This window comes from Mycolicibacter heraklionensis, assembly GCF_019645815.1.
Taxonomy (GTDB): Bacteria; Actinomycetota; Actinomycetes; order Mycobacteriales; family Mycobacteriaceae; genus Mycobacterium; species Mycobacterium heraklionense.
Genome location: NZ_CP080997.1, coordinates 2,768,793 through 2,788,532, shown reverse-complemented (window position 1 = coordinate 2,788,532; position 19,740 = coordinate 2,768,793). Strand labels below are relative to the sequence as shown.

Here is a 19,740-nt window from a genome sequence, read left to right as displayed (position 1 = left end):
CGCATAGGCCCCCATTTCCGGCCGGATTTGGGGGCTTTTGCGTCTGCTCGCGCAGTAAAACTCAGGCGGTGAACCGGTAGTCGTCGAGATCGAACCGTCGGCTGCGCCAGTAGGCCTCCACGGTGGTGGTGGGCCGCAGCGGAACATCACCGTTTTTGTCGAAGTAATAGCTGTTGGCCGACTTGCAGCTGTCCTGCCAGAACACCTGCCGGTGCCGTTTGCTCATCATCTCGTCGAAGTAGCGGGCGTTGGCGGCCTCGGAGATCTCGATACGGGTCGCGCCGCGGCCGCGGGCGCGCTTCAGGCATCGCACGATGTGGTGGGTCTGTGCTTCGACCAGCGCGAAGTACGACGACCCGACGTAGCCGTAGGGGCCGAACACGCTGAACATGTTCGGGAATCCGGGAATGCTGACGCCCTCGTAGGCCTGAAGTCGGTGCTCGTCCCAGAACTGGCTCAGGGTCTGCCCGCCGGCCCCGGTGACGGCGAATGTCGGAATGTTGTCGCTGTCCATCACCTTGAACCCGGTGGCCAGGATCAGCACGTCGGCCTCGTGAGCCGTGCCGTCGGCGGTGACCACGCCGGTGGGGGTGATCCGTTCGATCGGATCGACCACGAGCTGCACGTTGTCGCGGTTGAACGTCGACAGGTAGGTGTTGTGGAAACCCGGGCGCTTGCAGCCGACCGCGTAGCGCGGTGTGAGCTGCTTACGCACGACGGGATCGTGCACCTCCCTGCGCAGATACGCCCGACCGGCCGACTCCATCCGCTTGGCCAGCGGAAACACCGTGAAGTACTGCGCCGCGATCGGGAAGGTCGCCTCGACGAAGGCCTGGCTGGCCAGCCGCTGCAGTGCTTTGCCGCCGGGAAGCCGCATCGCCCAGCGCATCGGAGCGGCCAGCGGCACATCGAACTTCGGGAAACACCAGATCGGCGTCCGCTGAAAAACGGTGAGCGAGGAGACAATCGGCGCGATCTCCGGGATCACCTGCACCGCAGAGGCTCCGGTGCCGATCACCGCCACTCGTTTGCCGGTCAGGTCCTGCGAGTGGTCCCAGCGCGCGGTGTGGATCGTCACTCCGGCGAACGTATCGACGCCGGCGATGTCGGGCAGGTTCGGCGTGGTCAGCACGCCGCTGGCATTGATCAGATACCGCGCGGTCACAGGACCGCCCGGATCGGTCTGCACCCGCCACCAGCCGCGTTCCTCGTCGAACTCCGCCGAAAGCACCTTGGTGCCGAACCGGATTCGCGAGCGCAGGTCGTACTTGTCGACGCAGTGCTCGGCGTAGGCCTTCAGTTCCCGGCCGGGTGCATACGTGCGCGACCAGTCCGGGCTCTGCTCGAACGAGAACTGGTAGGAGAACGACGGAATATCCACTGCGATACCGGGATAGGTGTTCCAATGCCAGGTGCCGCCCACCCCGTCGCCGGCTTCGATGATCGAGAAGTCCGACATCCCGGCACGGTCGAGGTTGATCGCCGCCCCGATTCCGGAGAAGCCGGCTCCGACGATCAAAATCTCGTGGTCGGGTTGCTCGGTCACGCTCTGCTCCTCGTCGCTGGTATCGATCGAGGTCGACGGTAGCGCGCACGCCGAGGGATCGGGGTCGTGTTACGGCAAATCCTGCGGCCCCAGCCGCCACGGCGGATTCCGGCGGGCCTCGCCGGCATGAAACAGGCACAGCCGATGCCCGTCGGGATCATTCAGCCGGGCCTCTCGCCACAGCCACGGCATGTCGGTCGGTGGCTGGGTGAACTCAACCGAACCGCGCAACCGCTGGTATTGCTCGTCCAGGTCGTCGGCTTCGAAGTAGATCAGCACCTGCTCACCGGCCGCGACGTCGCTGACGCGCTCCACCGAAAAGGTGCTGTCCCCGGACGGGCATTCGAACCGTAGGTAGTCGTCCGTCTTGACGATCAGCCGCAGACCCAGCAGCAGGTAGAACCGCTCGGTGCGGTCCAGGTCGGTGCTGCCGACGGTGATCTGGTTCAGCCGCATCGCATCACGCCAGGGCGGCCCGCAAAGCGGCCAGCCCGCGATCGGCGGCCTCGGTGGCGGACGGGATCACGCCGGCGTAGCCGAGGTAACCGTGAATCTGGGTCTCGGCGTTGTGCACCTGCACCGGGACCCCGGCCGCGGCCAGCAACTCGCCGTAACGGATGCCGTCGTCGCGCAGCGGATCGTGGCCGGCGACGGCGATGTAGGCCGGTGGCAGGCCGGCCAGATTCTCAGCGCGTGCCGGGGCCAGCATCGCCGGCGGGTTGGTCAGGTCGAGGTGTCCGGCGTAGGCCAGCGTCAACGCCGCGATCGCGTCGCTGTCGATGATCGGTGCGTGGGCATTCTCGGTGAACGACGGCAAGCTGCCGTCGTACGTGGTGGCCGGGTACCACAGCAGCTGGAAGGCGATTGCCGGTCCACCGGCGTCACGGGCCAGCTGGGACACCACCGCGGCCAGATTGCCACCGGCCGAGTCCCCGGCCACCGCCAGCCGGCCCGGATCCACCCCCAGTTCGGCGGCGTGTGCCGACACCCACTCGGTGGCCGCCAACGCGTCCTCGACAGCGGCCGGAAACGGATGCTCGGGGGCCAGCCGGTAGTCCACCGACACCACCACCGCACCCGCATCGACGGCATGCATGCGGGCGGTGCCGTCGTGGGTGTCGAGGTCGCCGGCGACGAAGCCGCCGCCGTGGAAGAACACCACCACGGGCGCGGCACCGGATTCGGTGCCCGCCGGCCGGTAGATGCGTATCGGCAGTGCGCCGCCCGGTCCGTCGATCACCCGGTCCTCGCTGGGCAGTTCCGGGTGTATGGGGCGATGTGGCAGGTCACGCATCGCGCGACGCGCCGCTTCGGCGCCGTCGTCGAGTGTCAGTCGGAACGGGATGGCGTCCAGTACCTTCAGCACTATGGGGTCGATTGCTGGCATAGAAACACCGTACGCAACCCGACGAGTCTTCACTGCCTGGGCTGCGGCGGGATGGCTCGGAGTGGCTTACGGCATCTTCCTGACGGTGGTGGCGTTGCGCTCGGGGCCGGGAGAGGCGCTGACCGGACAATGGGTCGGGCAGCCGGCGTTCAAGGCGGCGATGGCGGTGCTGTTGGTATTCGCCGCGGCCGCCCACCCGATCCTGCGGGAGGCGCGCTGGCTGATCCCGGCCCTGATCTTCTCGGCGACCGGCGACTGGCTGTTGGCCATCCCGTGGTGGGAACCGTCCTTCGTCGCGGGTCTGGCCGCGTTCCTGGTGGCGCACCTGTGCTTTCTCGGCGCGCTGCTGCCACTGGCGGTGGTGTCGCGCGGCCGGCTGATCGGGGCGGGCCTGGTCGGGGTGAGCTGCCTGGTGCTGTTGGCATGGTTCTGGCCGGGCATGGTGCGTGAGGGCATGACCGTGCCGGTGACGGTGTATGTCTTGGTGCTCGGCGCGATGGTGTGCGCCGCGCTGCTGGCCAAGCTGCCCACGCCCTGGACCGCGATCGGCGCGGTGTGCTTCGCGGTGTCGGACGCCATGATCGGAGCCAGCCAGTTCGTCTTGGGCAATGAACTGCTGGCGGTGCCGATCTGGTGGGCCTATGCGGCGGCACAGCTGCTGATCACGGCCGGGTTCTTCTTCGGCCGGTCCACCGGCACCGAACAGGCGGCGGCGGACTGAGGTCCGCCCGCCGGTCAATGCCGGTGGCCTCCGGTCCCGGGGCGCAGTCGTTCCGGGTCGAAGGCGGGCAGTCGGTGGCGGTGCGGCGCGGTCATGTGGTGGCTTGCCAGCGCATCGCCGTGGCCCGAGGCGATGTCGCCGATGCTGAACAGCGACTCGCCGCCGGGGTCGAAGTAGGAGCTGTGGCCGGTCATCGGCAACGTCACGCCACGGGTTTCGGCTTTGAATCGAACGGACCCGTAACCGTCGGCGGCCGGGTCGACGCCCAGGCCAACTGTCGCCGAGGTTCCGGGCAGCGGCAGTTGCGGCTCGCCACTGAAACCGGTGATCGGATCCGAGGATGCCGCCCCCGCGTACACGTGTCCTCCGGCGGGCAGGTGAAAGTCGTTGGCGCTGTGGGCTAGGTCGGTTCCCGGTGAGCCCACGAGCACCACGTCGTCAGCGCGTAACCCCGATGACGCCGCGGCGTCAGCCACCGCGGTCGAGCCGTAGGAATGGCCGATCACGGTGACGTGTGAGGAACCGATGTGCGACGCAGCCAGGGCGCTGATGTCGGCGGCCAGGAGCCGGCCCCCGGCCCGGGCGGCGGCCGGTTGCGTCACCGTCCGGTCGAGCAGGCTGTCCGGCGCGCGATACCCCATCCACATGATCACCGAATTGGTGCGGTCCGGATCAGACCGGACCACTTCCCGATACACAGTGCGCCCGTCCGGGTGCGACAGGTAGCCGTCGCGGACGCTGCTGCGTGCGCCGGGCACTAAGACGGTGACGTTGTCGGCGGCGTCCGGATCGCCGATTGCGATCGCGGCGCGCCCGCGCCCGCCGAACGCCGCCGGTTCGTAGGTGAGCAGCAGCACCGGGTCCGCGCCGTCACCGGAGTTGACCGCGAGCCCGTCGCGGACCCGCAGCGCGTTCTGGTAGCGCACCATCTCGGCGGCGCTGATCGCCGAGGTGGCGTCGGCCACTCGGCGAATGTCGTCGGCCAGCGCCTGCCGGTTGATCCGGTCGCGCAGCCGGGCCGGGACGCCGTAACCGGCACCGGCCGACCGCAACAGCCTCGTCTGGAGCCGGTTGTCGGCGACCGCGTCGGCGATCACCCGGTAGATCTCCCGGGCCTTGGCGGCCAGGAAGAGCTGGAACTGGCGGGCGCCCGCCGGGGTGTCCCACACCGGTTCCCGGTGATCGGCCAGCGCGTCACGGATCTCGCCGTGGATCGCGTCGAGGTGTCGGCGGCTCGCGCGGGCGTGGTCGGCGGCGTCGCGGACCGTGGCACCCAGCACACCATCGGCCGCTCCCGCAATCTGCATCCGTGAGACGAGGTCCGCCTCACGGCCTCGGGCCGCGACCGCGTGGGTCCCGCACTGTTCGGGCATACCGCAGCAAGGTAATTCAGCGCAGCCGGGAGCGTGCTCGCCGATGCACAGCCCGCGTCGCCTGTGGTCCGCCGTCTGCCGGGGGCGGCGGCGTCTGCTAGACCTGCGGGGTGAGCGTCGACAGCGAACCCGGCGAGCCCGGGGAACCGGGCGAACCCATCGCCCGGGTGCTGCCGATGCTCTCGGTGCCGCACCTGGACCGTGAGTTCGACTATCTGGTCACACCAGAGCAGTCCGAGGAAGCGAAGCCCGGGGCGCGGGTGCGGGTGCGCTTCCACGGCCGGCTGGTCGATGCCTTCGTCTGGGAGCGCCGCGCCGACACCGACCATGTCGGCCGGCTGGGCCGGCTGGAGCGGGTCGTCTCGGCCGAGCCGGTGCTCACCGGCGAGGTCCGTCGGCTGGTGGAGGCGGTGGCGGCGCGCTACGCCGGCAGCCGGCCCGACGTACTGCGGCTGGCGGTGCCGCCGCGGCACGCCCGGGTGGAACGCGAAGCGACGACGCCACCCCTACCGCCCCCGAACGAGCTTGTCGCCCCGGTCGATCCCGCGGGCTGGCAGCGGTACGGGGCGGGCGGATCGTTCCTGGCCGCGCTGGGCGAAGGCCGGGCCGCGCGCGCAGTGTGGCAGGTGCTGCCCGGGGATACCTGGACTGACCGGTTCGTCGACGCCGCCGCCCAGACGATCCGCGCCGGCCGCACCGCCCTGGCGATCGTGCCCGACCAGCGGGATGTCGACGCGCTGCACCGTGCCGCGACGTCCCGGATCGACGAGTCGGCGGTGGTGGCGCTGTCGGCGGGCCTGGGTCCGGCCACCCGTTATCGGCGCTGGCTGTCGGTGCTGCGCGGCGGGGCACGGCTGGTGATCGGCACCCGCAGTGCGGTGTTCGCCCCGCTGGCCGATCTGGGGCTGGTGATGGTCTGGGACGACGGCGACGACTCGCTCGCGGAGCCGCGGGCGCCCTATCCGCATGCCCGCGAGGTGGCGATGCTGCGGGCGCACCTGGCGGGTTGCGCCGCCCTCGTCGGCGGGTTCGCCCGCACCGCCGAGGCGCACGCCCTGGTGGGCAGCGGTTGGGCGCACGACGTGGTGGCACCGCGGGCGGTGTTGCGCACCGCCGCGCCGCGGGTGGTGGCCCTCGACGACACCGGATATGCCGAGGAGCGCGACGCCGCGGCGCGCAGTGCCCGAGTGCCGACGGTCGCCCTGCAGAGCGCGCGCAGCGCACTGGCGGCCGGAGCGCCGGTACTGGTGCAGGTGCCCAGGCGTGGTTACGTGCCGTCGCTGGCCTGCGGTCGCTGCCGAACGATCGCCCGCTGCCGGCACTGCACCGGACCGTTGTCCTTGCCGGAGCGCGGTGGTGCGGCACTGTGCCGGTGGTGCGGCCGGGTCGATCCGGCCCTGCGGTGTGCGCGTTGCGGCTCGGATGCCGTGCGTGCGGTGGTCATCGGTGCCCGGCGCACCGCCGAGGAACTCGGCCGCGCCTTCCCGGGCACCCCGGTCGTCACCTCGGCCGGTGACACCATCGTCGACCGCATCGACGACGGCGCAGCCCTGGTGATCGCCACGCCCGGCGCCGAACCGGTCGCCCCACACGGCTACGGTGCGGCGCTACTGCTGGACAGTTGGGCGCTGCTGGGCCGTCAGGATCTGCGCGCCGCCGAGGACACCCTGCGCCGCTGGATGGCCGCGGCGGCCTTGGTACGCGACCGCGGCTCCGGCGGGCTGGTGACGGTGGTCGCCGAATCGTCGATTCCGACGGTGCAGGCCCTCATCCGGTGGGATCCGGTCGGCCACGCCGACACCGAGTTGGCCACCCGCGCGGAGGTGGGGCTGCCGCCCGCGGTGCACATCGCGGCCCTCGACGGTGACCCGGAATCGGTGACGACCCTGCTGGAGCAGGCGAGGCTGCCCGACGGCGTCGACCTGCTCGGGCCGGTGCCGCTGCCGCCGGGGGTGCGGCGGCCGGCCGGTGTCCCCGACGAGCTGAATGTCATCCGGATGCTGGTTCGGGTGGGCCGCGATCACGGCCTGGCGCTGGCCTCGGCGCTGCGCCACGGCATCGGGGTGCTCAGTGCGCGTGGGTCGCACCACCCGGTGCGGGTGCAGATCGACCCGCTGCACGTCGGTTAGCCGTCAGCCGGGCCCGACTGCGGGAGCCGGGAGCCGAATACCGCGGCCTGGGTACGGCGATGCATGTCCAGCTTGGCCAACAAACGCGACACGTAGTTCTTGACGGTTTTCTCGGCCAAGTACATGCGCTCGGCGATCTGCTTGTTCGTCAAACCCTCGGCCAACAGAGCCAGCAGTACTCGTTCTTGTTCGGTGAGCTTCGACAGGGGGTCGGGTGCCTCTGTGCCTTTGCGAAGTCTGTCCATCAGCACCGCCGCGGCGTGATTGTCCAGCATGGAACATCCGGCGCCGACGTCCTTGATGGATCGTGCCAACTGCATACCTCGGATGTCTTTGACGACGTATCCGCTGGCGCCGGCCAGGATCGCGTTGAGAGTCGCCTCGTCGGAGCTGTCCGAGGTCAGCATGAGACAACGCAGATTCGGTACCCGGGAAAGCAGGTCACGGCACAGCTCGATGCCGTTGCCGTCGGGAAGTCGCACGTCTAACACCGCGACATCGGGCTGCAGTGCGGGGATCCGCGCGACCGCTTCACGAACCGACTCTGCTTCACCGACGACTACCAGCTCAGGGTCGGAACTGAGCAGCGAGATCAGACCGCGTCGGACCACCTCATGATCATCGACCAAGAAGACCTTCAGCGGGCGCCCTGCGGTAACCGGTTGAGCGTCAAGGGAACTCATAACCACCGCCTCCGATCACATATCATTACGGTACATCCGGCGGCTTCCAGGACCGCCCGGCCGGCGGGCCCCAACAGAACATCCAACGGGCCGGGGCGTCGCGGGTCCAGCACCACCAGTTGGATCGGTACGGCGTTTCGTTGCAGGTGCTCCAGATAGTTGAGCATGCCGTTGTGGTCACTGACCAGCTCCACATTCAGATCCGGATGCTTTTTTCGCCAGTGCGCGACCCGGCGTTCGAGCTCTGTGGCCAGCCGCTGGTCTGATGGGGTGGCGGTGTCGTTCGGCCGGGCAGGTCGGGGCTGGTGCCGGGTGAAGACCCGCAGGGGCGAGGCACGAAGCCGTGCCTCGGCCACGCTGAGTTCGAGAACGCAGTCGGTCGCCGACGAGCCGTCCACGACGGCGAGCACCAGGCCGGTTCTACCCGTTGCGGAGTTGCCGGTCCGCGGCACGATCGCAACCGGACAATGTGCCGCGGTCGCCACTGCAGACGCAGTGGATCCGATGCGTCCCCGCAACGCGTGATGGAATCCGATGGAGCCGACGCAGACCACGGCCGCCGCTCGAGAAGCCTCCGCGAGCGCGGCCACCGGGCGGCGATGGACAATCTCGGCCTCCACCGTGACCGGTTTCCCCAGCGATTTGATCGTCCTGGCTGCGTTGCGGATCGTCTTCTCGGCGGACGCATCCTCAGGGTCTGTGCTGGTGTCATCGACTGCGCACAGCAGCCGCAGGGGGACGTCGCGATCGACGGCTTCGTCGACGGCCCACAGGGCGGCCTGCGTTGCCGCGCGTGAGCCGTCGACACCGACCACAACGCTTGCGGCGGTGGATAACTCGGACACGACGGCTCCTATCTACCGTGAATCGACAGGACGTCATCGAGCGGACGACGCCGGGTGCGGGGCGCTGGTTCTTCGGTGGCGGGCGCGTGTCCGACCCGGACCAGGATCTGCGGAACGGCGTTGCGACCCACCAGCGTCTCGACGATTTCTCTGGCGACCTGTACTTCGGTGAGGTGGGTCAGCGGGCAGGTGGCCAGGGCGGCCATGGTGCATTCCAGCAGTAGCGCGGAGAGGCACTCACCGGTGGCCAATGCGTCGGCGCGGGAATCGGACTCGGTGGACAGCACCACAATCGTCGCCTGGTCCTGGCCTATCTCGGCCCGCCGGTCAGGGTGGTCGAGGGTGGGAGTGGGAAACCTGCGCCCGACATCGACCCTGCCGGCCTCGGTGGCTGAAGCCAACGAACTGTACGGGACGCCCGTGGAGGCCTCGAACGGCACTGTCCATCGGTGCAATTCGGCGTGGTAGAGGGAATCGTAGAGACGCAGCGACTCGGTGAATTGTGATGCCTGCGCCAGCCGCGGGCGCACACGATCCGGGAGTACGTCGAAGAGCACCCCGTAGTGAGCGAGGCGGTTGCGCAGGATGGGTTCGAATGATTCCCAGTTCGGTGGAGGTGCAAACGGTAGTCGGTCACTGCGCCGTACCCAGATCACGTCCGCACGGCAGCGATGGCCGTCCGTGACGTAGCCCATCCGGTCGAATCGGATCGATGCGAGATGGTTGGGATCGTTCGGATTGGGAAATCGGTCGACGTTGGCGTGCAGGCCCGCCGAGGCCGTAGCCGCCCGAAGGTGATCCAGCGCCGCGCCACAACCGATGACCGCTTCACGTCCGGCACGGTCGGACGGCAGTACCCGGCTCGGGTCGAGGAACAACTGCAGCTCGTCGGTCTCAACCACCCACCGCCACGGCTGGATATTGTGCAGAGAGGGGGCACGGCACGCCGCGCGTACGGCATCCCGGATCACGTCGATCTCCACCCGCTCGGTAGCCATCTCGACCTCCGATCTCTACCTGAATTCCATGGTTCTGCGGCATCCCACCTGGGTGTTAGGGCCGTTGGTCCTCTGGGGCCCGGCGTTGGGCCCCCGGGCAGCGTCGAATTCTCTGCCGTCGAGGCGCTCAATCGCCGGCGCGAGTGGCTGTGAGTCGGCAGTGCGCCTGCTGGGCCGCCGCGGTGCTTGATCGAAAGATATTGATCAGCACTGTTATTCGATAGCTGATGCGCTGCGGACGGCAATGGCCGGAGCAACCAATAACCGGCCGGTTGACGGATCTTGTCGGGCACACCGCAGCGGGGGATGATAGGCACGTGGATTCACGGGGTGCCAGCCCCGCCGCGTTGTTCGACACGGCTGCCCTGCACCGCCTCGTCGATGTGCTGATCGAGCGCGGTTATCGCGTGGTGGGTCCCACATTGCGGGACAGTGCGATAGTGCTGGCCGAACTCGATTCGGCCGACGACCTCCCGCGCGGGTGGGGTGTCGAAGTGGCGCCCGGCCATTATCGGGTCCGTCGCCGTAACGATCAGGCGGTATTCGGGCACTCCGCCGGGGCCCAGTCCTGGAAGCAGTTCCTGCATCCGCCGCGGCGGCGATTGTGGTCGGCCAGTCGCGATGGTGTCAGCGAACCCGAGGAGCAGCCTCCGCGCTACGCGTTCCTAGGGGTCCGCGGATGCGACCTGGCCGCGATCGCCACGTTCGACCGTGTGCTCGGTCGTGCGGAGTACCCCGACAACTCCTATACCCGTCGCCGTCGGCAGATCTTCGTGGTCGCGGTGAACTGCACGGAACCCGGCGGCCTGTGTTTCTGCGCATCGATGGGCACCGGCCCGGCGGTGGGGCCGGGCTATGACCTCGCGCTCACCGAGCGCCTCGACGGAGACACTCCCCGCTATCTGGTGGAAGTCGGTAGCGCGGACGGAGCCGACGTGCTCGCGGCGATACCCCGGCGCAGCGCCAGCAGCGCGGAGATCGATGCCGCCCGTGCCGAAGTCGATGCCGCTGTGCACAAGATGGGCCGGGCGATGCCCGATACCGACATGCCGAACCTGCTGGTCGCCTCCCGCGAGTCACCGCAATGGGAGGAGGTGGCAAGCCGCTGCCTGACCTGCGGAAACTGCACGATGGTGTGTCCGACCTGTTTCTGTACCAGCACCGAAGACATCAGCGACCTCAGCGGCGACAACGCCGAACGCTGGCAGCACTGGGCGTCGTGCTTCGAGATCGACTTCTCCCACATCCACGGCGGCAGCGTCCGCCAATCCGGCGCATCGCGGTACCGGCAGTGGTTGACGCACAAGCTGGGCACCTGGCATGACCAGTTCGGGATGTCGGGCTGTGTCGGCTGCGGACGCTGCATCGCGTGGTGTCCCACCGGGATCGACATCACCGAAGAGATGAACAAGATGGCGCAGGCGGCTGATGATGACTGACCACGCCGCCGACATCTCGCCGGCCCATCGGCCGATGGCTCCGGTCCCGTACCGGGTTCGCAGCCGTGTCGTGGAAAGTCCGGAGTCGGCGACGCTGTGCCTGGAACCGATCGATCAGGCGTTGCGGGTGCCCCGGCCGGGGGAGTTCATGATGCTCTACGCGTTCGGTGTCGGCGAGGTGGCGATCTCGATCAGTGGTGATCCGACCGTCACCGACGGCTCGATCACCCACACCATCCGGGCGGTCGGAGCGGTCAGCCGGTCACTGCACGATTCCGAGCCCGGCAGTGTGGTTGGGGTGCGGGGGCCGTTCGGTACCACCTGGGGGCTGTCCGAGGCCGTCGGCCGGGACCTGGTGATGGTGGCCGGTGGGGTGGGGTTATGCCCGCTGCGCCCGGCGGTGCTGGGGGCGCTGGCGGAGCGGGGCCGCTACGGCAAGATCATGCTCATCGTGGGTGCCCGCTCACGAAAAGACTTCCTGTTCGCCGCCCAGCTCGGGGACTGGGCCGCGGACCCGCGAGTCGACGTTCATCTCATCGTCGACGCGCCCGCGTCGGGCTGGTCCGGCGAGGTCGGCCTGGTGACCGAGCCGTTGCGCCGGTTGACCCTCGACCCCGACCGGACCACCGCATTCCTGTGCGGCCCGGAGCCGATGTTGAGATTCGGAGCTGAGGTGTTGCTGACCAAAGGTGTTGCCGCCAAGAACATCCGGGTCTCATTGGAGCGCAATATGCAGTGCGGGATCGGCTGGTGCGGGCACTGCCAACTGGGACCGCTGCTGCTGTGCCGGGACGGGCCGGTGGTCGGGTACGACATTGCGGGCCCGCTGCTGGCGGTCAAGGAGCTGTAGATGAGCCAGACCAGGTTGGCGGTGTGGAAGTTCGCGTCCTGTGATGGATGCCAGCTGACGCTTCTGGACTGCGAAGACGAGCTGCTGACGCTCGCCGATCACGTTGAGATCGCGATGTTCGCCGAGGCATCCAGCACCATGGCCGCCGGGCCGTACGACGTGTCGCTGGTCGAAGGCTCGATCACCACCGCCGCCGATGTGCGGCGCATCCATGAGATCCGGGAGCAGTCCCAGGTGCTGGTCACCATCGGCGCCTGCGCGACCGCCGGGGGAGTGCAGGCACTGCGTAACTTTGCCGACGTCGCCGAATTCGCCTCGGTGGTCTATGCCAAGCCGGACTACATCGACACCCTGGCCACCTCCACGCCGGCGTCGGCCCACGTCACCGTCGACTACCAGCTGCAGGGGTGCCCGATCGATCGCGGTCAGCTGCTGGACACTCTGGCGGCGTTGCTGATCGGTCGCAAACCGCGGCTGCCCGCCAAGACGGTGTGCACCGAATGCAAGCTGCGCGGGGTGACCTGCGTGATCGTCGCCGACGGCATCCCGTGTCTGGGTCCGGTGACGCACGCCGGTTGCGGCGCGTTGTGTCCGCGGCATCATCGTGGCTGCTATGGCTGCTTCGGCCCGTCGGCGGCGCCGGCCACCGCCACGTTGATTCCGCTGCTACGCCGTGACGGAATGTCCGACGGCGACGTCGAACGGGTGTTTTCAACCTTCAACGTGGCCACGTTCGCCACCGAGCGGGGCACGTAGTGAACGCCGACTCCCGCACGATCAGCGTCGGCGCACTGACCCGTGTCGAAGGTGAAGGCGCCCTGCACATCCGGCTCGAGAATGGCGCGGTGCAATCGGTAGAACTCAACATCTATGAGCCGCCGCGATTCTTCGAGGCGTTTCTGCGGGGCCGCTCCTACACCGAACCCCCAGACCTGACTGCTCGAGTCTGCGGTATCTGCCCGGTCGCGTACCAGGTCAGCGCCTGCAATGCGATCGAGGCCGCCTGTGGCGTGGAGGTCGATCCAGACCTGGTCGCCCTGCGCCGGCTGCTGTACTGCGGTGAGTGGATCCACAGCCACGTCCTGCACATCTACCTGTTGCACGCACCGGATTTCCTCGGCTATCCCGACGCGATCGCCATGTCACGCGATCAGCGAGACGTAGTCGAGCGGGGACTGCGGCTGAAGAAGGCCGGCAACCACCTGATGGAGTTCATCGGCGGGCGAGCGATACACCCGGTCAATGTGCGGTTGGGCGGGTTCTATGCGGTGCCGACCCGAAATCAGTTCGCCCCGCTGGTCGACGAGCTGCGCGCAGCGCTGGACGATGCGCTGGCCACCGTCAGCTGGGTCGCCGGTTTCGACTTTCCTGATATCGACCTCGAACACGAGCTGCTGGCGCTGTGCCAGCAGGACCGATATCCCATCGAAAACGGCAGCATCGCGCGCAGTGCCGGACCGGTGTTTGCGGTGTCAGACTTCACCGATCACATCGTGGAGTCGCAGGTGCCGCACTCCACCGCGCTTCAGGCGACGCTGGACGGCGGGTGTTATCTGACTGGCCCGCTGGCCCGGTATTCGCTGAACTCCGCGGCCCTGTCGCCGATCGCTTCCCAGGCGGCTGCCGCTGCCGGATTGTCCGGCGAGTGTCGGAATCCGTTCCGCAGCATCATCGTCCGCTCTGTCGAAGTGGTTTACGCGATCGAGGAGGCGCTGCGGATCATTGACGGCTATCAGCGGCCGGCGCGGCCGTTCGTCGACGTGCCGGCCCGCGCGGGTGTGGGACACGGTGTCAGCGAGGCTCCCCGCGGCCTGCTGTATCACCGATACCGGATCGGAGCGGACGGACTGGTATCGGCGGCGACGATCATCCCGCCCACGTCCCAGAACCAGGCCGCTATCGAAGCCGACCTGGCCCGGGTGGTCAACGACAACTCGGGGTTGGACGATTCCGCCATGACCGACTTGTGCGAGCGGGTGATCCGCAGCTACGACCCGTGCATTTCCTGTTCGGCGCACTTTCTGACCTTGACCGTTGAGCGGACGTGAATTCCAGCATCGTTGTCATCGGGTTGGGCAATTCCTATCGGCGCGACGACGGCGTCGGTATCGTGGCCGCCTTGGCGCTGGCCCGGTCCGCCGGGCCCGCCGTGCGGGTAGTCACCGGTATCAGCGATTCGACGGGTCTGCTCGACGCCTGGGCGGGAGCAGCGCTGGCCGTGGTGATCGACGGCGCCGTCACGACCAAGGCAGCGCCCGGCCGGGTCCGTCGCTGTCGGGCAGATGAGCTGGTCGCCGGGCACGGGCGGACCAGTTCGCACAGCCTGGATCTGGCCGGTGCGTTTGCGCTGGGCCAGGCACTGGACCGGGTGCCCGATGCGCTGGTGGTGCTCACCGTCGAGATCGCGGACATCGGGTACGGGACGGGTCTGAGCCCGGCGGTCGCGGCCGCGGTGCCGAAGCTGGTCGCGATGGCAGCAGCCGAAATCGAGCGGCCTGACTACCTGCCCGGGCGCTGAGTTCCGGCGCGGTGGGCCTCGACGTAGCCGATCACGTCGGTCAGCGTCCGTAGCGATCGGTAGTCGGATTCGGGGATGCTGACGTGCAGCTGTTTGTCGATGCCGAGCAGGAAGTTCAGCCAGTCCATCGAATCGAGGTCGACCTGGTTGCGCAGCGGTTCGTCGTCACGGATATCGGCGGGGTCGATTTCGGGGGCGATGCGACTCAACACCGCCAAGACCACCTGTCGGGTATCGAGATCTGCTGTCATCGGTGCTCACCCCTCCAGAAGATCGGGCTGCTGGAGCAGCTCATTGATTGCGGCCAGGAACAAAGCGCCCCGGTGGCCGTCGCTGGCCCGGTGATCAGCGGCCAGGGTCGCCTGCACGGTGGTGGCGATCCGGATTCCTCCGTCGACCGCGCAAACCCGCTGGGCTGGTTTGCCGAACCCGACCAGCGCCACCTGCGGCGGGTAGATGACACCAAAGACCATGGCGACACCCCGGTCGCCGAGGTTGGTGACCGTGATGGTGGGGTCCGACATCTCCGAGCTGCGCAGCGAGCCGAGTCGAGCCCGCGCGACCAGGTCGGTGAGCTCATTCATCAGGTCGTTGAGTGGCTTGTTGGCAACGTCATGCAGTGCCGGGGCGACCAGGCCGCCGCCCCGCAGCGTGATCGCCATCCCGACGTGAACCGCGGTCGCGGCATGGAACTCGTCATCACGCCAGAAGCCGTTGAACTCGCCGAACCGCTGCGCCGCCAGTGCGACGGCCTTGACCTGCAGGATGGCCGGCAGCAACCGTTCGGTGATGGGCCGTTGCGCATTGCGCTCGGTCAGCCACGCGAGCGCAGTGTCCAGCACCACTTCGTCGGCGAGATAGTAGTGCGGGATCTCCCGCTTTGATCGGCTCATCGCCGCCCCGATGGACCGGCGGACCTGCGCGGCCCGGTCAGTGGTGGCCTGCTTGCCCGTTGGCGCTTGGGCAGACGCCGCAGCGTGTTCGACGTCGTGGATGGTGACGGCGCCTTGTGGACCGGTGCCGCGCAGGGTTTCAACGTCGATGCCGGTCGCGTCGGCCAGTCGGCGGGCCGCGGGCGACACCCAGCGGCGCCGATCGTGCGTCGGGTGTGTCTGACCTACCGGCGGCGGGGTGGGCGGCGCTGCGGGACCGGCGGCTGGGGTGACCGGGCCTGCTGGTTGTGCCGTTGCGGCCTCACCGGGTTCCAACAGCGTCGCCAGCGGCGCGCCGACCTGCACGGTCTCGCCGACTCCAACCATCAGCTCGCCGACCGTTCCCTCCTGCCAGCATTCGACTTCGACTGCGGCCTTGGTGGTCTCGACCACCGCGACCACCTGGCCGCGGGTCACTGTGTCGCCGGGCTTGATGAGCCATTCGTTGAGCGTGCCCTCGTCCATGTCGGAGCCCAATGCGGGCATCCGGAACGTGATCATGGCTGTTGTCCGAACAGGTTGCGGACCGCGCTGACCACCTGCGCTGATTGTGGCAGCGCGGCCTGCTCGAGATGCCGCGAATACGGGATCGGGACTTCGGCGCTGCAGATCCGGGCAATCGGCGCGTCGAGGTCGTAGAAGGCCTCCTCGACGATACGAGCACTGACTTCGGCTGCCAGACTTCCGCTGCGCCAGGCCTCGTCAACAACGACCGCGCGCCGTGTCTTCTGGACCGATTCAACAATGGTGCCGACGTCTAAGGGGCGCAGTACCCGCAGGTCGATGACGTCGCACTCAATGCCGGCAAGCGACAGTTGTTCGGCGGCGTCGAGAGCCTTGGGAAGACCGCCGCCGTAGGCGATGATCGTCGCATCAGATCCGCTGCGGCGTACCGCGGCGCGCGCGATATCGGTCTGAGCAAGTGTGTCTACTTCTGCCGAGGCGTTGTAGAGCTGGACGTGCTCGAAGATCACCACCGGATCGGGGTCTGCCAGCGCTGCGCCGAGCATGCCGTAGGCGTCCTCGACGGTAGCCGGCGCCACCACCGTGATGCCCGGGATGTGGGCGTACCACGGCTCGAGACTGTGCGAGTGCTGGGCGGCAAGTTGCCGCCCAGCCCCGGTGGCCATCCGGATGACCAGCGGTACCGAGAATTGGCCGCCGGACATATGTCTCAGTGCTGCAGCGGTATTCACGATCTGATCGAGCGCCAACAGGCTGAAGTTCACGGTCATGACTTCCACGATCGGATGGAGCCCGCCCACTGCCGCACCGATCGCGGCACCGACGAACCCCAGCTCCGACAGGGGGGTGTCGCGAACCCGGTCGGGTCCGAACTCTGCGAGCAGTCCCTTGGTGACGGCGTAGGTTCCGCCGTAGCGTCCGACATCTTCACCCATCAGCAGTACCCGCGGATCTTCGCGCAGCGCATCGCGAATCGCGTCGTGCACGGCTGTGCGGTAGCTGATCTTCATGACCGGGCCTCGGGACGGGCCGCCGACGGCGTCAGCACGTCGCGCTCAAGATCCGCGACATCCTCCCAGGTACCGGATTCGGCGAACGACACGGCGGCAGCGACCTCGGTGTCCGCCGCGTTCTCGATGTCGGCGACGTCGGTGCCGCTCAACGTGCCCTCGTCCAGGCAGCGTTGGGTGAACAACCCGATCGGGTCGCGTTCTCGCCACCGTTGGACTTCGTCCTTGTCTCGGTACAACTCCGGGTCGAACATCGAATGCGGCCGGAAGCGATAGGTGCGGAATTCGATGAAGAACGGGCCGCCGGTGCTGCGGATGTGGTCGACGCCTTGTTGCGCGGCGCAACGACATGCCTCGACATCCATCCCGTCGACCGCCAGCGTCGGGACCCGATATGACGCGGCCTTGACGGTGAGATCCGTTTGGGACTGCGCTCGCGCCAGCGCAGTGCCCATCGCATACAGGTTGTTCTCACAGCAGAACAGCACCGGCAGATTCCACAACACGGCCATGTTCAGCGACTCATGAAAAACGCCTTCGGCCACCGCGCCGTCCCCGAAGTAGCAGGCGGTCAACCGGTTGCGCTGCAACGCGTCGTCAGCCATCGCCAGGCCCACCGCCAGCGGCAGGCCGGCACCGACGATCGCGTTGCCGCCGTAGAACCGTCGGGACGCATCGAAGAGGTGCATCGAGCCGCCGCGACCTCGGCAGCAGCCCTCCTGCTTGCCGAACATCTCGGCCATGATCCGAGTCATCGGTACACCACGGAGCAGTGCGTGGGCGTGCTCGCGGTAGGTCGCCACCACCGCGTCCTCATCGGTGAGGACGCCCAGCGAGCCCGCTGCGACGGCTTCCTGACCGACATAGAGGTGCAGGAAGCCCCGAATCTTGGCTTCGCCGTACAGCTCTGCGCACTTCTCCTCCATGCGGCGAACACGGATCATGTCGGACAACAGCGCACGGGCCAGCGGGGCATCGGTCATGACGGCACCTCCCGGGGAGCCGGATCTGGAAATGACTCGACGGTGGAGGTGTCACCAGACGGCAGACCGAGTTCACGCGCCTTGAGCAACCGGCGCATGATCTTTCCGCTGCTGGTGTGCGGCAGCCGGTCGGTGAACTCGATCTCTTTGGGTGCTACCGCGGCTCCGAGTCGCTTACGGGCATGGCCTAACAACTCCAGCCGCAGTGCCGCATCGCCGACGTAGCCGTCCTTCAGCGTGACGAAGGCTTTGACGATTTCACCGACCGTCGGATCGGGCTTGCCGATGACGGCTGCCTCGGCCACCGCCGGATGGTCGGTCAGCGCACTTTCCACCTCGAACGGGCCGATCAGATGCCCGGCGGACTTGATCACGTCATCGGCGCGGCCGATGAACCAGAAGTAACCGTCGGCGTCCTTTGTGACGAGATCCCCGGTCAGGTAGTAGCCGTCGGCGAAACACTGGCGATACCGATCGTCGGCGTGCAGATATCCCCGGAACATCGACGGCCAACCCGGCTTGAGCCCGAGTTCGCCCTCGACCCCAGGCTCATCGATGACCGACACCGTGCCGTCGGCGTTGTGGCGCAGCACATATGCGTCTATGCCGGGCAGCGGGCGACCCATCGAACCGGGCTTGATGTCGAACGCCGGAGTGTTGGCGATCATGATGCCGCCGGTCTCGGTCTGCCACCAATTGTCGTGAATGGGCTGTCCCAGTACCTGTTTCCCCCACCACACCGCTTCCGGGTTGAGTGGTTCGCCGACACTGGCGATGAAACGTAACTGCGGGAAGCGGAATCGGGAGGGCAGTTCGGTGCCGGCCTTGATGAGCATCCGGATAGCGGTGGGAGCCGTGTACCACACCGACACCTTCTCGGTCTGCAGGATCCGATACCAGCGCTCGGCGTCGAACTCTGCTTCGTCGACGATGGACGTGACTCCGTGCAACAGCGGAGCGATGATCCCGTAGGACACCCCGGTGACCCAGCCCGGGTCCGCGGTGCACCAAAAGATGTCGGTCGGATGCAGATCGAGGGCATACAACCCGGTCAGATAGTGCATTGCGGCCGCACCATGCACATGCAGGGCACCTTTGGGGGTCCCGGTGGTGCCGCTGGTGAAGTGCAACAGCGCTGGGTCTGTTGCAGTCGTCGGGGCAACCGGAGTCGTCTCGTCGGCACCGTCCATCCGGTTCCAGAAGCTCAGCGTGCCGCCCGGGTCATCATCCGGCGCACCGTCATCGACTACCAGGACATACCGCACCGAGGGCAGTCGGTCGCGGATCTTGGCGATCTTGCGCTCATAGATCGCCCGGGTAGTCACCAGCATGTCGGCCTGGCCGATATTCACTCTGGTGGCGATCGGCTCCGGACCGAAGGCCGAGAACAGCGGCGACACGACATTGCCGTTGCGAAGCGCTCCCAGGATGCTGACGAACAACTCGGGGGAGCGGCCCATGATCGTGAACACCCGGTCACCCTTGTTGAGGCCCAGGGAACGCAGCACCCCGGTGAAGCGCCGGGAAAGCCGCGCCAGCTCGGCATAGCTGAGATCAGTTGTGTCCAACGAGCCGTCTCGGCTGTCGTCGCCGACGAATCGCAGCGCGGTGCGCGCGGCGGCAGGGCCGGTGAGGTGTCTGTCGAGGGCGGCATAGCCGATGTTGTAGCGGCCCGGGCCCATGCCCTCGCACAAGCTGGGCAGCTGTGACCAGCGGAATTGGGCTCGAACGCGATCGTAGTCGTTCCAATTCGGCCGCACCTGACAGTCGTCGGGCGCCTTGTGGATGAGTTTCATGGCAGATCCGTTCAGTCCTGCCTTCATCGTGGTGCCGGAACGCGTGGCCGAACAGGGGCCAAGGT

At 67.7% G+C, this 19,740-nt stretch carries 19 protein-coding genes; 7 read left to right on the top strand and 12 right to left on the bottom strand.

The window, feature by feature from the left end:
- Positions 1–61: 61 nt before the first annotated feature.
- The 3 genes from K3U94_RS13040 to K3U94_RS13030 form a co-directional block, all read right to left on the bottom strand.
- A complete protein-coding gene (locus tag K3U94_RS13040) occupies positions 62–1,546 on the bottom strand; it encodes a flavin-containing monooxygenase (protein ID WP_220693994.1) in 1,485 nt (494 codons plus the stop codon).
- A gap of 69 nt (positions 1,547–1,615) precedes the next feature.
- Complete coding sequence (locus K3U94_RS13035) at positions 1,616–2,002, bottom strand: VOC family protein (RefSeq protein WP_047318035.1); 387 nt, start codon at positions 2,000–2,002, stop codon at positions 1,616–1,618.
- A gap of 4 nt (positions 2,003–2,006) precedes the next feature.
- Complete coding sequence (locus K3U94_RS13030; RefSeq protein ID WP_220693993.1) at positions 2,007–2,933, bottom strand: alpha/beta hydrolase; 927 nt, start codon at positions 2,931–2,933, stop codon at positions 2,007–2,009.
- Between K3U94_RS13030 and K3U94_RS13025 the strand changes: the two genes are divergently transcribed.
- Positions 2,932–3,654 carry a lysoplasmalogenase gene (locus tag K3U94_RS13025; protein WP_220696788.1) on the top strand — a complete coding sequence of 241 codons (723 nt, stop codon included), beginning with the start codon at positions 2,932–2,934 and terminating at the stop codon, positions 3,652–3,654. The genes K3U94_RS13030 and K3U94_RS13025 overlap by 2 nt on opposite strands.
- Positions 3,655–3,668: 14 nt before the next feature.
- Here K3U94_RS13025 and K3U94_RS13020 read toward each other — a convergent pair whose 3' ends face one another.
- Positions 3,669–5,027, bottom strand: coding sequence for an alpha/beta hydrolase (locus K3U94_RS13020; RefSeq protein WP_220693992.1), 1,359 nt, complete (start codon positions 5,025–5,027; stop codon positions 3,669–3,671).
- Between the two features lie 176 nt (positions 5,028–5,203).
- Here K3U94_RS13020 and K3U94_RS13015 point away from each other — a divergent pair, with 176 nt between their 5' ends.
- Entirely contained in the window at positions 5,204–7,156 is a 1,953-nt protein-coding gene (locus K3U94_RS13015; protein ID WP_220696787.1) for a primosomal protein N', read from the top strand.
- On the opposite strand, the gene K3U94_RS13010 is transcribed toward K3U94_RS13015, so the two are convergent.
- From K3U94_RS13010 to K3U94_RS13000, 3 genes are read right to left on the bottom strand one after another with little or no spacing between them, the layout of a single operon-like run.
- Complete coding sequence (locus tag K3U94_RS13010; protein WP_220693991.1) at positions 7,153–7,839, bottom strand: response regulator; 687 nt, start codon at positions 7,837–7,839, stop codon at positions 7,153–7,155. The genes K3U94_RS13015 and K3U94_RS13010 overlap by 4 nt on opposite strands.
- A complete protein-coding gene (locus K3U94_RS13005) occupies positions 7,836–8,654 on the bottom strand; it encodes a universal stress protein (protein WP_220693990.1) in 819 nt (272 codons plus the stop codon). The genes K3U94_RS13010 and K3U94_RS13005 overlap by 4 nt, the downstream gene beginning before the upstream one ends.
- A gap of 38 nt (positions 8,655–8,692) precedes the next feature.
- On the bottom strand, positions 8,693–9,682 hold the full coding sequence (locus K3U94_RS13000) for an Acg family FMN-binding oxidoreductase (protein WP_220693989.1): 990 nt from the start codon (positions 9,680–9,682) through the stop codon (positions 8,693–8,695).
- 317 nt (positions 9,683–9,999) lie between these two features.
- On the opposite strand from K3U94_RS13000, the gene K3U94_RS12995 reads away from it, so the two are divergent.
- Genes K3U94_RS12995 through K3U94_RS12975 form a run of 5 tightly spaced genes read left to right on the top strand, consistent with a single transcriptional unit; the run spans position 10,000 to position 14,489 of the window.
- Positions 10,000–11,121 (top strand): 4Fe-4S dicluster domain-containing protein, encoded by a 1,122-nt coding sequence (locus tag K3U94_RS12995; RefSeq protein ID WP_230987105.1) that lies wholly within the window; start codon positions 10,000–10,002, stop codon positions 11,119–11,121.
- Positions 11,114–11,971, top strand: coding sequence for an FAD/NAD(P)-binding protein (locus K3U94_RS12990; RefSeq protein WP_220693987.1), 858 nt, complete (start codon positions 11,114–11,116; stop codon positions 11,969–11,971). The genes K3U94_RS12995 and K3U94_RS12990 overlap by 8 nt, the downstream gene beginning before the upstream one ends.
- On the top strand, positions 11,972–12,727 hold the full coding sequence (locus K3U94_RS12985) for an NADH-quinone oxidoreductase subunit B family protein (protein WP_220693986.1): 756 nt from the start codon (positions 11,972–11,974) through the stop codon (positions 12,725–12,727).
- Complete coding sequence (locus K3U94_RS12980) at positions 12,727–14,019, top strand: Ni/Fe hydrogenase subunit alpha (RefSeq protein WP_220693985.1); 1,293 nt, start codon at positions 12,727–12,729, stop codon at positions 14,017–14,019. Before K3U94_RS12985 ends, K3U94_RS12980 begins: the two co-directional genes overlap by 1 nt.
- Entirely contained in the window at positions 14,016–14,489 is a 474-nt protein-coding gene (locus K3U94_RS12975; RefSeq protein WP_220693984.1) for a hydrogenase maturation protease, read from the top strand. Before K3U94_RS12980 ends, K3U94_RS12975 begins: the two co-directional genes overlap by 4 nt.
- Here the strand turns inward: K3U94_RS12975 and K3U94_RS12970 are convergent.
- From K3U94_RS12970 to acsA, 5 genes are read right to left on the bottom strand one after another with little or no spacing between them, the layout of a single operon-like run.
- The gene (locus tag K3U94_RS12970) at positions 14,471–14,740 is read right to left on the bottom strand and encodes an acyl carrier protein (protein WP_220693983.1); all 270 of its coding nucleotides are present in this window, start codon (positions 14,738–14,740) and stop codon (positions 14,471–14,473) included. The two genes, K3U94_RS12975 and K3U94_RS12970, sit on opposite strands and share 19 nt — an antisense overlap.
- Before the next feature lie 6 nt (positions 14,741–14,746).
- Positions 14,747–15,922 carry a dihydrolipoamide acetyltransferase family protein gene (locus K3U94_RS12965; protein ID WP_220693982.1) on the bottom strand — a complete coding sequence of 392 codons (1,176 nt, stop codon included), beginning with the start codon at positions 15,920–15,922 and terminating at the stop codon, positions 14,747–14,749.
- A complete protein-coding gene (locus K3U94_RS12960; protein ID WP_220693981.1) occupies positions 15,919–16,896 on the bottom strand; it encodes an alpha-ketoacid dehydrogenase subunit beta in 978 nt (325 codons plus the stop codon). Before K3U94_RS12960 ends, K3U94_RS12965 begins: the two co-directional genes overlap by 4 nt.
- Positions 16,893–17,879, bottom strand: coding sequence for a pyruvate dehydrogenase (acetyl-transferring) E1 component subunit alpha (gene pdhA / locus K3U94_RS12955; RefSeq protein ID WP_220693980.1), 987 nt, complete (start codon positions 17,877–17,879; stop codon positions 16,893–16,895). The genes K3U94_RS12960 and pdhA overlap by 4 nt, the downstream gene beginning before the upstream one ends.
- Positions 17,876–19,675 (bottom strand): acetate--CoA ligase, encoded by a 1,800-nt coding sequence (gene acsA / locus K3U94_RS12950; protein ID WP_220693979.1) that lies wholly within the window; start codon positions 19,673–19,675, stop codon positions 17,876–17,878. The genes pdhA and acsA overlap by 4 nt, the downstream gene beginning before the upstream one ends.
- Between the last annotated feature and the right edge of the window lie 65 nt (positions 19,676–19,740).